Raw genomic sequence first — 13,477 nt, 5'->3', positions numbered from 1 at the left:
CAGGAATGGGCCTGCGAACCGATAGAAAAGAGATCCGCCTTATGGGACAGATCCAGTACGACACCTGCGTGATCGGAGCGGGACCTGCCGGGTTGGCGGTCGCCAGAGCCCTGGCGGAGCGGAATCTGCCGTACACGCATCTTGAGCGGCACACCGGGCCGGGCGGCATCTGGGACATCGACAACCCCGGCAGCCCGATGTACGAGTCGGCCCATTTCATTTCCAGTAAGACCCTCTCGGGTTTCGGGGGTTTTCCGATGCCCGACGAATTCGCCGACTACCCGCCGCACCGGCAGGTCCTCTCGTACCTGACCTCCTTCGCCAAGGCCTACGAACTGACGGAGCGCATCCAGTTCGGCGTCGAGGTCGAAAGCGTCGAGAAGAACGCCGACGGCACCTGGGCGGTCACCCGGACCGACGGACAGCAGACCCTGCACAGCCAGGTCGTGGTGTGTACGGGGTCCCAGTGGCACCCCAACGTCCCGGAACTGCCCGGCAACTTCACCGGCGAGGTCCGCCATACGGTCGGTTACCGCAGTGCGGAGGAGTTGCGCGGCAAGCGGGTCCTGGTTGTGGGAGCCGGGAACTCCGGCTGCGACATCGCCTGCGACGCGGCCCGCAGCGCCGACCACGCGGTGATCAGCATGCGCCGCGGCTACTGGTTCATCCCCAAGCACCTCTTCGGGCGGCCGGTGGACACCATCGCCAACGACGGGCCCCACCTGCCGATGTGGCTGGCGCAGCGGGTCTTCGGCGCCCTCCTGCGGATCATCAACGGCGACCCGACCCGCCTGGGCCTGCAGAAGCCGGACCACAAGCTGTTCGAGACCCACCCCGCGATCAACTCGATGCTGATCCACCACCTCCAGCACGGCGACATCACCGCCAGGCCGGGGATCGCCCGCACCGAGGGCAGGACGGTCCACTTCACGGACGGCACCCGCGACGACTTCGACCTGATCCTGCTGGCCACCGGTTACGTCCACCAAGTGCCGGTGGCGCAGAAGTACTTCGGCGACGAGCAGCACCCCGACCTGTACCTGTCGTCGTTCTCCCGCGAGCACCAGGGCCTGTTCGGAGTCGGCTTCGTCGAGACCAACTCCGGCGCGTACCAGCTCTTCGACATCCAGGCCCAGCTGATCGCCGGGCACATCGACGACGTGGCGCAGGGACTGCCGAACGCGGAGCGGTTCGCGAGCCTGATCCGTACCGACCGCCCGGACCTGTCCGGCGGCCTCAAGTTCGTCGACTCGCCCCGGCACAAGGGCTACGTCGACAGCGCGGCCCTCGTGAAGCACCTCGGCAGGATCGCGGCCGGGATGGGCTGGCGCACCGAGGGCCGGCCGCCGCGCGTGCGGTCCCTGCGGGACGCGGAGGCGGCGTCGTGAGCGGCTTCGACTTCCGTGACAAGGTCATGCTGGTGACCGGCGGCGCCGGCGGGATCGGCAGCGCGATGTGCCGCCGCTTCGCCGCCGGGGGCGCCCGCTGCGTGGTCGTCGACATCGACGAGGCCCGCGCCAAGCGGGTCGCCGTCGAGCTTCCCGGCACCGGCCACACCGCTTTGGGCTGCGACCTTGTGGACCGGGCTGAGGTGGAGCACCTTTTCGAGCAGGTCGCCGCCGTCTACGGGCGCCTCGACGTGCTCGTCAACAACGTGGGAATGACCAGCGCCGAACGCTTCGACGTGCGCAGCGTCGAGAGCATCGAGCAGGAGATCACCCTCAATCTGACCTCGCCGCTGGTCGCCACCAGGATCGCGATCCCGCTGCTGCGGGCCTCCCAGGACCCCCGGGTGGTCACCACCGTCTCCCTCGGCGGGATCTTCCCGCTGGGCGAGACCCCGATCTACACGGCCTCGAAGTTCGGGCTGCGCGGGGCGATGCTCGCCCTCGGGCTCGACCTGAGGAGCAAGGGCATCCTGGCCGGGTCGGTGCTGCCGTCGGCGACCGACACCCGGATGCTGCGCCAGGAAGCCGTGGACGGTGGGAACTCCATGCAGTTCCAGGACCCGCCCCAGCAGCCCGCCGACGTCGTGGCGGCCGTGGTGAGCCTGCTCGACAAGCCCCGCCTGGAGGCATACCCGCGCACCGGTGAGTCCCGTCTCGTCCGGTTCGCGATGCTGGCGCCGAACCTGCTGCCGAAGGTGTTCCCGCTGTTCCGGCGGCGGGGCGAGCGCGGCATGGCCCGCTATCTGGAGGAGTTGCGTCGCCGGGGACTGGCACGGCAGACCGACGGTCGCTGGGAACTGGTGGAGGAGAAATGAGCTCAGTCGAGAGCCCCGCCACGCTGAACGTCGTCAACCCGGCCACCGGGGAGCTGATCACCACCGTGCCCGCCGCGAGCGCCGAGGACGTCGCCAAGGCTGCCGAGCGGGCCGGGCAGGTCTTCGCATCCGGCGTCTGGTCGCGGCTGCCGGTCCGCGAGCGCGGCGCGGTGCTGCTGCGACTCGCCGACCTGATGGAACGCGACTGCGGGATCCTGGCCCGGCTGGACAGCGAGGACGCGGGAAAGCCGATCACGGAGTGCCTCACCGGCGACGTACCCGGGGCTGTCGAGTCGGTCCGCTGGTTCGCCGAGGCGGCCGACAAGGCGTTCGGCAGAGTCGCCCCCGGAGGCGGACACGACAGCCTGGGCCTGATGACCCGGGAGCCGGTCGGGGTGGTCGCGGCGATCCTGCCCTGGAACTACCCGCTGGCCATGACCGCGTGGAAGGTCGGTCCCGCCCTCGCCGCGGGCAACAGCCTGCTGCTCAAGCCCGCCGAGGCGACCCCGCGGTCGGCCCTGCACCTGGCCGGGCTGGCCGCCGAGGCCGGTCTGCCCGACGGTGTCCTCACGGTCCTGACCGGCCACGGCTCCGTCGCCGGCGCCGCCCTGGCCCGCAGTCCCCTCGTGGGCGCCCTGTCGTTCACCGGCTCCGCCGAGACCGGGCGCCGCATCCTCAAGGACGCGGCCGACAGCAACTTCAAACGCGTCTCGCTGGAGATGGGCGGCAAGAGCCCCCAGGTGCTGATGGCCGACGCGCTCGCCTACGGGGACGAGCTCATCGACCACATGATCGAGGCCGCGTTCCTGACGATGGGGCAGAACTGCACGGCCGGTTCCCGCGTCCTGGTCCACCACAGCATCGCCGACGAGGTACTGGAGCGGTTCACGACCGCCGCGAAGAGCCTGGTCATCGGTGCTCCGGCGGACCCTCGCACCCAGGTGGGGCCACTGATCGACCGGGCGGCCTTCGACCGGGTCGCGGCGGCGGTGGAAGCAGCCCGGGCCGGTGGAGCCCGCATCCACACCGGAGGGCTGCCGCACGGCCTGCCGCAGAGCGGGGCCTACTACCCGCCCACCGTGATCACCCACGCGCCCGAAGGCAGCGACGTACTCACCAGGGAACTGTTCGGCCCCGTCGTCACCGTCCAGACCTTCGCCTCCGAAGACGAGGCGACGCACCTGGCGAACGCCACCGAATACGGGCTCGCCGCCTCCGTATGGACCCGCGACCTCGACACCGCCCTCCGGTTGGCACGCGGCGTCCAGGCCGGCGTGGTCTCCGTCAACGCCTACAGCGAGGGCGACATCACCACACCCTTCGGCGGCTGGAAACAGTCCGGGTTCGGCGGCGTGGAGAAATCGACCGACGCCTTCGACCAGTGGACCCGGCAGAAGACCGTCTGGATCCGCACCCGCTGAGAGCGGCCCGCCGGATGGACGTGGGTGGGCAGGTCGCCGGCGGACTCGACGATGCCTGGGCGTGACGTCGGCCGGGTGGACGCGCGCGGTGACGCCCTCGCCCGCTGCAGGACTGCGCTGCGTCGTCCCTCCGAGTTCGCGCCACACCGACTCCGTACGACCCGGCGGCCTGCGGTATCGGCTCCCTCCTGCCCCCTACTGCTCCTCTTCGTCAGTGAGGTCGTTGATCAGCGGGACCAGGAGGGGGTGGACGGCGAAGCCGGACGCGGGTCCGGGACCCGTCTCGTACTTCGCTTCGAGGACCGTGACCGCCGAGTCCGGGATCGTCCCGACATTCCTCATCAGGGTGGCGATCCGGGTGACGGGCTTGGTGAAGCCCCGGAGGGTGCGGTCCTCGGGGTATTCGCAGATGTCGTAGACACTCCTGGCGTCGGCGACACCGTTCATCTCGGCGGCGTACTTGATCACGGCCACCCGGTCTCCGCGACCCTCGTAGGTCAGCCGGTCGAAGAGCTCCTGGAGCGTGCTCGCGGTCCAGCCTCCGTACGTCTCCTCGGTGCCGATCCGCTCCACCCGTTCGATGTCCTCCACGGATCCTTCCTGTAGACGGACCTCAAGGATCGGCGCGGCGACTTCCAGGAACCGTTTGGGGCTGAGCATGAAGAGCCGGCCGCCGCCGCGGGTCCTCAGTTCCTCGGTCAGTTCCGGCCGGGGACCGCGGTTGAAGCCCTGCTCCTTGCGCCACCAGTCCTCCTTGGCGTCTGCCGTCACGAACAGGACGTCACAGCGGCGGCGGGCCGACTCGCGAAGGATCTGCTCCCAGATGAGATAGTCGGCGGCGGCCCCCACGCCTTCCTTGGCGTTGTCCATGTAGCCCGGAGGCAGACGCCTGTCGACCCGGCGCATCCCTTCCGCGATGGCCTTGTCGTAGTCGGCCTGGCTCAGCGGGGCACCGACGTGACCGTCGAGACCGGGCTCCAGTCTGGCGATGACCGGGTCGGTGCTCGTGTCCTGGGTGATGTTCTGCCACTCGCCGTCGCCCACCTTGACGATCGTCTCCTGCACGTCGTCGAAGACCTCGTTCAGCTGACTGCGCAGCCGTTCGGTCTCCTCCTCGGGCAGGGCGACGCGATTGGCCCAGGTACGCAGGGTCCGCTCCGCCTGGGTCGCGTGACCGGCCATGTCCTCGGCGGCTTGCGCCCCGGACGACCGCGCGTCACTGAGGGTGCTCTCGCGGTTCCGCCAGAATTCCACGAGGACCTGGTGAGGAACCCACAGCCGGTCCTCCAGCGCGAGGAGCGCCTCCAACAGGTCGCCCCGGGCCTTCTCGGTGTACCGGTAAAGGTTCAGCAGCACGTTGGCGTCGGGGGCGACCAGCCCGCGGGTCAGTACGGTGGTGAAGTCCTCGGTCGTGGGAGTCCGAAAGGCTCCGAAGTCGTCGAAAAGCCCCCGACCGTTTGCGCCCTCGGTCATGTCGCTCACTCTGAACCACCCCTGTCTGCAACCGACTTCCCCCTGGCGACCCTAGCGCTGCGGGCAGGCAGGGGAGCGGCGGACGGTCGGATGCACGATCAGCAGGTGCCGGGCGAGTGGACACGGTGGCGATCGAGATCCGCCCAGACCGTCTTGCCACTGGGCGGATACGGCCTCGCCGATGCGGGCAACCACGGCGGACCTCGCGGGACCGACTCCCGCCCTGATCGTGACGGCGGAGGCGGACGTCGTACGGGACGAGGGCGAACAGGACGCCCGCCTGCTGCGACAGGCCGGCGTCCCGGTGACCGCCGCCCGCTACCTGGGGACCGTGCACGACTTCGCGTCCCTGATTCCGCTGCGGGACAGCCCGCCGACCGTGGCGGCGATCAGGCAGGGCGGCCACTTCCTCAGGGACGCTCTCGCCGACCGGAGTCGAACGGCCGGCAGCAGCGGTTGCGCATGTCCTGGGAACGTTCGGCGGATCCAGGTCACATCCGGGCGTACGGCTCGGCGGACAGCGTCTCGAACGGGAGCCGGACGGTGGTGGCCGTCCCGGTGTCCGCGTTGGACGTGCGCAGGGCGGTCACTTCCTCCGCCGTGAGCGCGCGCCGCACCAGGCGGAACTCGTCCAGGGAGCCCGTGAGCCGGTCGTGGCCGTCCGGTCTGGCCCCCAGATGCAGACCGAGCACGGCGAAGCCGTCCTCGTACGTCACCGAGCCGGCCGGAGCCGGGGCCTCGCCGGGCGGCCCGCCGTCCACCGAGAGGCTCAGCCTCCCGCCCGAACGCTCGAGCACCACGTGATGCCAGGCGCCGTCGCCGAAGGCGTAGGCCGCGCTGCCGTCGCCCGCGTAGACGGTGGTGGTGGCCGTGTCGGTCTGCAGCACCGCGGCGAGCCGGTCCTGGCCCGGCTGGGCCCGCAGCCACAACTGCCGTTCGGCGCCGCCGACGCCGTACGCCCAGAAGACGACCTGGTTGGCGCTCGTCTGGCCGGCCGTGTAGCGCAGCCATGTCGCCACGGTGAAGTCACGGGAGCCGAGGATTTCGTCCGCGCCGTACGGCAGTTCGACGGAGTCGTCCGTGCCGTCCAGGGGGAGCCCCGCCCCGAACCTGCCGCCTCCCGCCGCAGCCGCGGGACGGGCTCCGCCCCGTACGAAGGCGTGGTTGCAGTGCACCGAGGAGTCCGGGGTGGCCGGGCCCGCTGTCGGCCTGACCACCTGGTGGGCCTGGGTGTTGCCGTTCTCCATGGACCACGACAGGGCGGGCCTGTCGGCCGGGTAGCCGCCCGAGGAGCCGACGGCGGACTGCGCGATTCTCGTCAACTCGTCCGTCGTGAACGCCCGCTTGTACAGCCGGGCGTCGTCCAGGGAGCCGGTGAACACATCGAGGTTGCCCGGCTTGGAGCCGACCCTCAGCCCCTGCGGCGTCGTGGTGGAGGTGAGAGTGCCGGACAGGCCGGTCGCCTCGGCGGACGTGGTCGCGTCGACGCTCAGCCGCAGTGTGCCACCGCTTCGGGTGACCGCCAGCAGATGCCAGGCGCCGTCCCCGAAGGCGGCCGACGGGCCGGTGTCCCCGAGTGCCACTTGCACCGCACCCGCGGGTGTCTCGGCCCAGGCGAGCAGCCGCCGCTGGGACGGCTGCGCCCGCACCCACAACGAGGGCTCGCCCGTGACCGAGCCGTAGGCCCACAGCAGCGCGGCGTTCGCGTCGGCCCCGGTCAGGGTGTGCCGGAACCACAGGGTGTAGGTGAAGTCACCCGATCCGACGTCGAGGGCCGGCAGATAGGGGACCTCGACGCCAGGACGGGACGCCGTGACGGAGATCGCGCCCTTGCCGACCCGGCCGGCCACCTCAGCGGGCACCCCGCCGAGCAGGGTCCCGTCGGCGCAGTGTCCCGAGACGTCGTCCTCGATCGCGACCGAGGTCAGCGCGGGTACATCGGCCGTGTCGACGACCTGGAACGGCAGCCGCACACCGAGTGAACCGTCTGCGGAAGGGGCCGCGTCGGCCGTGCGCAACTCGGCGAGCTGGGTCTGCGTCAGCGCGCTGCGGTACATGCGGAACTCGTCCAGGCCGCCGCTGAAGGGGTCACCGGCCGCGGTATCGGGCTTGGCCCCGAGCCGGATCCCGTCGACACCGTCCACGCGGTCGGCGCTGACCGACCCGGCCACCCCGGTGGCCTGCGCCGACGACGTGCCGTCCACCGAGAGCGTGATCCGTCCTGCGCTGCGCACCAGCGTCAGCTGGTGCCAGGCGTCGTCGCCGAAGGCGGTGGACGGGCCGGGGTCGGTCAGGGCGACGGAGGCGCCGCCGCCGGTGCCCTGCACCCAGGCGTACAGCCGGTTCTGGCCGGGCTGGGCGCGCACCCACACCTGCGGTTTCGTCGCGCCGTACCCGTAGGCCCACATCAGTACCCGTTGCTGGGTCTCGCCGGGCTGCGCCCGGTACCTGAAGAACAGCGAGTAGGTGAAGTCGCCGTCGCCCGGGTCGATTCCCGGCGTGTACGGCACGTCGGCGTACTCACCGGCGGCGTCGAGGGTCAGACCCTGGCCCCAACGGCCGGTGCCGAGCGTCGAACTCCCGGCGAGATAGGCGTCGTTGGCGTCCGGCGCGGTATCAGGGGTGGTGCGGCCCGCGGCCCGGGAGGCCTGCGGGTGCACCGCGCCGGTGAAGGTGCCCGGCACGCCGGCCGCCGCCGGGGTGAAGCGGTTGAAGTAGATGTTGGCCGCGGAGAAGCCGTCGCCGCCCTCGTAGACCAGGCCGATCTCGCCGTCGGTCAGCTCGACCAGGTCCGAGTAGCCGGCCCGCTTGGCGTTGACCTGCGCGGCGTCGTGCCAGGTGGTGCCGCGGTCCGTGGAGTAGCGGATCCGCATGTTCTGTCGGTCCGTCGGGTGCGAGGGAGCCGAGAGGACGAGCGTGTCACCGGGCGTGGCCCGGTAGGTCTGCTCCAGCGCCAGGACCGACGCCTGCACCTCGGGCGTGGTCAGCGAGGGCACGACCTGCTGCGCGGGCACGGTCGCACCGGAGTCGGTGCTGACGGCGTGCGTGCGGTGCCCGGACGAAGTGCCGTTGTTGTTACGGGCGTTGATGTAGACATCCCCGTTGTCGAGTTCGGCGACGGTGGGCTCGCCCGGCGACATCCCCGGCCCGGCGGAGTCGGCCGTGGTGCTCGCGAACCAGTCGTCGCCGTTGTCGCTGTAGAGCACCCCGACGAGCTGGGGATCCTGACCGGGCTGTGGTGGGGACTCGTACGCCCCCACCACCAGCCGACCCGCCTTGTCGCCGCGCTTGAGCTGGATGCCGTGCGCGGGGCCGGTGCCGAACCAGCCGTCCTGCGGGTTCGACAGCCGCGGCAGCGCCTTCGGCGCGCCGAAGGTCAGCCCGTCGTCGGTGCTGCGCTGGACCCGCGGCAGCCGCTTGCCGCCCGGCACGGCCGGTTCCGACGTGGAGAGCAGATGGACGTCGCCGGTGCGCAGATCGGCCACGGGGGAGGGGTTGCCGCGCGTGTAGGGCGCATCCGGGTCGGTGTCGCTGCCGGCGAGCACCACGCGGACGGGGCCCCAGGTGCGGCCGCCGTTGGTGGAGCGGCGGACGACGGTGTCGATTGCACCCCGGTCGGCGCAGGAGGGCGAGCGGCGGGCCTCTGCGAAGGCGAGCAGGGTGCCCGCCTTCGTACGGACGATCGCGGGTATGCGGAAACAGCCGTATCCGGCGGTTCCGGAGCGGAAAAGGATCTGTTCGTTTCCGATGAGACCGTCGGCCGACGGCTGTGTACCGCCGGCGGCGGCGGGCGGAGCGACGGCTCCGAGGAGGATCAGGGGCAGGGTGACGAGGGCGGCGCCGAGAGCGCGTATGCGGAGCCGGGACACGGCGGTGCGGACCCTTTCTGGTGGGGTGAGGACCTGGCCGTAAGCAGACCGCCGCCCTGCCTGCCCGAGTCCGTGCCGACAGGACGGAAGGAAGCAGGACGGAGCGGGCGGCGGTGGAGACGGGGGCCTGCCGACCGGCGGGCCGCCATGGGCCTCCTTTACGGTGTGATCACTTGGCCGGCGGGGTGGGCAGCTTGCTGCCCCTGAAGTCCGGCGCGTCGGCCTCGGCGCGCAGGGCGCTGAGCGAAGAGGTCTGCTGGACCTGGTAGATGCGGGTCTGGTTGTCGGCGGTACGGAAGGTGTAGGCCCAGGTCGGGCCGGTGGCGTTGGTGTAGGTGAAGGCGGTCGGCTCGGTGGCCGAGGCTTCGAAGCTCACCTGCTGCCAGGCGCGCCAGGCGCCGCTGCCCTGGGTGGTCTCGCCGGTGTTGTGGACGGTGCCGTCGGCGCCGCGGACGACGATCTCCGTGAGGCCGGTCAGCGGGGAGATGACGGCGCTGGGGGAGCCCTGCGCGGTGACCCCCGCGATGGTGTCCCACGTCCCGTACGCGCCGCCCTCGGCGGACTGGGCGGTGGTGACCACGTTGCCGCTCGCGTCCGTGGCGAAGACGCGCATGCGGTAGCCGGGGTAGACGACGACCGACGGGGTGCCCGTGATGGCCTGGGCGCCGACGGCGGTCCATGCCGAGAGGGTGCCGTTCTCCTTGAAGAGGGCGGTGGAGAGGGTGCCGTCGGTCTTTCTGCCGAAGAGCTGGATGCCGTCGCGCACGGTGACGGCGGTGAGGGGGCCGGTGAAGCCGGTGCCGGAGAGCGGCATCCAGCCCATGAAGTCGACGTCGGCGCGCTGCTGGATGCGGTACCAGGGCTTGCCGCTCGCGTCGAGGGCGAACTGGGTCATGAGACCGGTGGGGGTCTTGCCGGTGACCGCGTGCTGCTGCATCGCGCCGGCCAGATCGATCCAGTTGCCCCAGTCGGCACTGCTCACGGCGCTCTGGTTGCGCTGCCAGATGCTGCCGGAGGTGTTGTGGGCGGTGACGACGACGCGGCCGTCGGTGTGCTCGGAGAGCGAGGGCCGGCCGGTGAAGGCCTCCTGTCCGGAGATCACCGTCCACTGGGCGCCGTTGATGTCGGCCGGGTCGGTGCGGCCGTGGACCAGGCGGCCGATGTTGTCGGTGTAGGCGAGCTCCAGCTTGCCGTCGGACGCCTGCATGACGGAGTTGGGGGTGTACGACTCCAGCGGCACGGGCGTCGCCGCGGGCGTGTGGTTGACGTTGAGCCTGCAGATGTCGGGCGCCGCCGAGACCGAGACGTAGCCGGCCCAGCCGGACGCCTCGACCTGCTTGTTGTACACGGCCCAGTCGCGGATGTCCTCGTCGAAGCGGTAGTACGTGACCGCGCCGCCGCCCTTGACGCGGAACAGCGTGTCACCGCCGTACGACGGCATGAACTTGGTGTCGCTCCAGTCGGCGGCGGACTCCAGCACATGGCGTTCGATCCAGCGCTGGCTGGTGTAGTCGTAGCGCGAGCGGTAGAGCTTGCCGTCGGTAGCGTCACGGCCGTAGACGACGCCGCGCTCGCCCGCGTAGATGGCGTCGTAGTTCCAGCCCTTGTCGACGATCTTGCCGCTGCCCTCGACGAACTCGTTGGCGGTCGCGTCGTAGCGGTACCAGCGCAGGTCGTTGGTGGTGCCGGAGAGCGTCCATAGGTAGCCGCCGCGGTCGATGGTGATGTCGTCGATCCGGTCGGCGGCCCTGAACTGGGCGAAGCTGGAGCTGATCTTCCGGTGGTGGACGTCCCAGGTGTTGCTGGAGCTGATCCGGTGGCTGTAGTACAGCCCGTCCGACTTGATGCCGTAGAAGGTCGCTCCAGGGCCGGCGAGCATATGGCCGTAGCCGGTCCAGGTGGTGTCGATGGTGCTGCCGGCGGGCAGGGCGTTGCCGACCGCCGGGTCCGGCATGTCGGTTCTGTTGAGCTTGCCGGCGGAGTCAAGGGTGTAGGTGACCCCATTGGAGCCGCAGGTCAGTGATACGGCAGCCGCTGCGGGAGCGGAGGGCAGCGCGCCGGTGAGCGGCAGGGCGGTCGCCAGGGCCGTGGCCAGAGCAGTGGCGGAGATCAGTGCGCGAGGTGAAATCCGGTTCATGACATGGACGTTAAGCGTCCGACGGTGAACGCTGCCGTTTCACTCAGGTGAACAAACATCTTCAATAGGGATCTTGAAGGTGAACTGATGGCCTCAACTGACCCTGTGCGATGACTAGTTGACGCAACAGTCCCTGACGCCGGTGCCCGGTGAACGGCAGGTGAGGGCCCGGGGAGGCGGGATGCCCCTCCCCGGACACGGTGATCACATGTGTGGCGCGGGCTGGTGTCAGCCGGCCGTGGGCAGGCTGCGTCCGGTGAAGTCCGGGGTCTCCCGCGCGGCCTTCGCCGTGGAGAGGGCCGCGGTTTGCTGGACCGCGTAGAACCGGGTCTGGTTGTCCGCGGTGCGGAAGGAGTACGCCCAGGTCGGGCCGGTGGCGTTGGTGTAGGTGACGGCCGTGGGCTCGGTGGCGGAGGTCTCGAAGCTGGACTGCTGCCAGGTGCGCCACACTCCGCTGCCCTGGGTGGTCTCACCGGTGTTGTGGATGTACCCGTCCGTACCGCGGACGACGATCTCGGTCAGGCCGGTCAGCGGGGAGATCACGGCGCTGGGGGAGCCCTGCGCGGTGAGCCCGGCGACCTGCGTCCATTCGCCGTACGCCCCGCCTTCGACGGACTGGGAGGCGGTGACGACGTTGCCGTTCCCGTCGGTCGCGAAGACGCGGATCCGGTAACCGGGGTAGACCACGGCGGACGGGGTGCCGGAGACGGCCTGCGCGCCGAGCGAAGTCCAGGGGGAAAGCGTGCCGTCCGCCTTGAACAGCGCGGTGTTCAGGACGCCGGAGGCGTTCTTGCCGAACAACTGGAGGCCGTCCCGCACCGGCACGGCCGTGAAGGGACCGGTAAAGCCGGTGCCGGACAGCGGCAGCCAGCCCAGGAACTCGCCGTTGGCCGCGGTCTGCAGGCGGTACCAGGGTGCGCCGTTCGCGTCGGCCGCGAACTGCACCAGCTGCCCGGAAGGCAGCTTCGCGGTGGTGGCGTGCTGCCGCATCGCTCCGGCCTGGTCGTTCCAGGCCGCCCAGTCCGCACTGGACTTGGCGACCTGGTTGCGCTGCCAGACGCTGCCCGAGGTGTTGTGCGCGGTGACCGAGACCCGTCCGTCCGCCTGCTCGACGAGCGACGGCTGACCGGTGAAGGCCTCGTTGCCGGAGATGGTGGTCCACTGCACGCCGTTGACGTCGGACGGGTCGGCCATGCGTCCGTGGACGAGCCGTCCGATGTTGTCGGTGTAGGCGAACTCGACGGACCCGGTGGAGGACTGCATCACCGAGCCACGGCTGTACGACTCGAGCGGGACGGCGGGGGACGCGGGCGTGTGGCTTGCGACGATGCCGCAGTTGTCCGGCGCGCCCGAGACGCTGAGCAGGTTCTGCCAGCCGGCGGTGCCGATCTCGACCCGGTTCACCGGCCAGGACCTGGTGTTCTCGTCGAACCGGTAGTAGAAGAGCTGGCCGGTGGAGCTCTGGACGCCCATCAGGGTGTCGCCGCCGTTGGACGTGATGCTCTTGAACTGGTGCCAGTCGCTGGAACTGACCAGCACATGGCGCTCGATCCAGCGCTGGCTCGTGCTGTCGAAGCGGGAGCGGTAGAGCTTGCCGTCGGACGCGGCACGGCCGTAGATGACACCGTCGTCCGCGGCGGTGATCAGGTCGTAGCGGTTCCAGCCCGTGTCATGGAGGACACTCGTGTCGGCCGGCGTCCAGGCGCTGCCCGAACCGTCGTACTTGTACGAGTAGAGGCTGCCGTTGTCGAGCAGCACCCACATGCGGCCGGAGCGGTCCACGGTCACCTGGTTGCGGTCCGCGGCATCGGCGAGCCAACCGAACGCGGTCGTGATCTTCCGAGGACTCACTGCCCAGACACCGGTGCCGACGTCACGCCGGCCGTACCAGGTGCCGTCCGACTTGAGCAGGTAGAACTTGCCGTCCGGGCCGGAGATGACCAGCGGATAGTTGTTCCAGCTGGAGCCGATCGTGGTGGGGCTGAGATATCCGCCGGCGCCGTTGATCGGCGACTTGAGCTTGTACTCCAGCAGGGAGCCGGCGCTGTTCACGCCGTACGTCGGGCCGTTGGTCCTACAGGTCGCGGCATCGGCGGCGTGCGCCGTGCCCGGCGCGGCGATGAGCAGCGGCAGTGCGGCCGCCGCGGCGGCCGCCACGGCCGTGAGGCGAGCGGCTCTGCCGCGCGTGAAGAGGGTCATGGTGGGTCCTTTCAGAGGGATGTCAGCGGGCCGCAGGCAGGCTGCGCGCAGTCGCCGTCGTGCACTGAAGGACCACACCGGCCCCTGTCACGGAGGTCAGTGGGCCGACTCTGCG

General features: G+C 70.5%; 8 protein-coding genes. 4 read left to right on the top strand and 4 right to left on the bottom strand.

Going from position 1 to position 13,477, the window contains the following annotated elements:
- Positions 1–41 precede the first annotated feature (41 nt).
- Genes ACIBTS_RS11765 through ACIBTS_RS11755 form a run of 3 tightly spaced genes read left to right on the top strand, consistent with a single transcriptional unit; the run spans position 42 to position 3,684 of the window.
- Entirely contained in the window at positions 42–1,388 is a 1,347-nt protein-coding gene (locus ACIBTS_RS11765; RefSeq protein WP_399318626.1) for a flavin-containing monooxygenase, read from the top strand.
- The gene (locus tag ACIBTS_RS11760) at positions 1,385–2,263 is read left to right on the top strand and encodes an SDR family oxidoreductase (protein WP_319675722.1); all 879 of its coding nucleotides are present in this window, start codon (positions 1,385–1,387) and stop codon (positions 2,261–2,263) included. The genes ACIBTS_RS11765 and ACIBTS_RS11760 overlap by 4 nt, the downstream gene beginning before the upstream one ends.
- Entirely contained in the window at positions 2,260–3,684 is a 1,425-nt protein-coding gene (locus ACIBTS_RS11755) for an aldehyde dehydrogenase family protein (protein WP_399318624.1), read from the top strand. The genes ACIBTS_RS11760 and ACIBTS_RS11755 overlap by 4 nt, the downstream gene beginning before the upstream one ends.
- A gap of 195 nt (positions 3,685–3,879) precedes the next feature.
- Here the strand turns inward: ACIBTS_RS11755 and ACIBTS_RS11750 are convergent, their stop codons facing one another.
- Entirely contained in the window at positions 3,880–5,157 is a 1,278-nt protein-coding gene (locus ACIBTS_RS11750; protein ID WP_399318622.1) for a PIN-like domain-containing protein, read from the bottom strand.
- A gap of 181 nt (positions 5,158–5,338) precedes the next feature.
- On the opposite strand from ACIBTS_RS11750, the gene ACIBTS_RS11745 reads away from it, so the two are divergent.
- Entirely contained in the window at positions 5,339–5,761 is a 423-nt protein-coding gene (locus tag ACIBTS_RS11745; protein ID WP_399318620.1) for an alpha/beta hydrolase, read from the top strand.
- Here the strand turns inward: ACIBTS_RS11745 and ACIBTS_RS11740 are convergent.
- The 3 genes from ACIBTS_RS11740 to ACIBTS_RS11730 all read right to left on the bottom strand — a co-directional run bounded on the left by ACIBTS_RS11740 (position 5,649) and on the right by ACIBTS_RS11730 (position 13,362).
- The gene (locus ACIBTS_RS11740; RefSeq protein WP_399318618.1) at positions 5,649–9,026 is read right to left on the bottom strand and encodes a LamG-like jellyroll fold domain-containing protein; all 3,378 of its coding nucleotides are present in this window, start codon (positions 9,024–9,026) and stop codon (positions 5,649–5,651) included. The two genes, ACIBTS_RS11745 and ACIBTS_RS11740, sit on opposite strands and share 113 nt — an antisense overlap.
- Before the next feature lie 169 nt (positions 9,027–9,195).
- Positions 9,196–11,163 (bottom strand): tachylectin-related carbohydrate-binding protein, encoded by a 1,968-nt coding sequence (locus ACIBTS_RS11735; RefSeq protein WP_399318616.1) that lies wholly within the window; start codon positions 11,161–11,163, stop codon positions 9,196–9,198.
- 228 nt (positions 11,164–11,391) lie between these two features.
- Entirely contained in the window at positions 11,392–13,362 is a 1,971-nt protein-coding gene (locus tag ACIBTS_RS11730; protein WP_399318615.1) for a tachylectin-related carbohydrate-binding protein, read from the bottom strand.
- Between the last annotated feature and the right edge of the window lie 115 nt (positions 13,363–13,477).

The sequence above is a fragment of the Streptomyces sp. NPDC050121 genome (assembly GCF_044460385.1).
Lineage (GTDB): Bacteria > Actinomycetota > Actinomycetes > Streptomycetales > Streptomycetaceae > Streptomyces > Streptomyces soliscabiei.
This window is presented reverse-complemented; position numbering and strand designations above follow the sequence as displayed.

What these genes read in the sequence shown, in the direction of transcription:
- ACIBTS_RS11750 (WP_399318622.1), bottom strand. Translation starts at nt 5,157, where the DNA reads ATGACCGAGGGCGCAAACGGTCGGGGGCTTTTCGACGACTTCGGAGCC.
- ACIBTS_RS11745 (WP_399318620.1), top strand. Translation starts at nt 5,339, where the DNA reads ATGCGGGCAACCACGGCGGACCTCGCGGGACCGACTCCCGCCCTGATC.
- ACIBTS_RS11765 (WP_399318626.1), top strand. Translation starts at nt 42, where the DNA reads ATGGGACAGATCCAGTACGACACCTGCGTGATCGGAGCGGGACCTGCC.
- ACIBTS_RS11735 (WP_399318616.1), bottom strand. Translation starts at nt 11,163, where the DNA reads ATGAACCGGATTTCACCTCGCGCACTGATCTCCGCCACTGCTCTGGCC.
- ACIBTS_RS11730 (WP_399318615.1), bottom strand. Translation starts at nt 13,362, where the DNA reads ATGACCCTCTTCACGCGCGGCAGAGCCGCTCGCCTCACGGCCGTGGCG.
- ACIBTS_RS11755 (WP_399318624.1), top strand. Translation starts at nt 2,260, where the DNA reads ATGAGCTCAGTCGAGAGCCCCGCCACGCTGAACGTCGTCAACCCGGCC.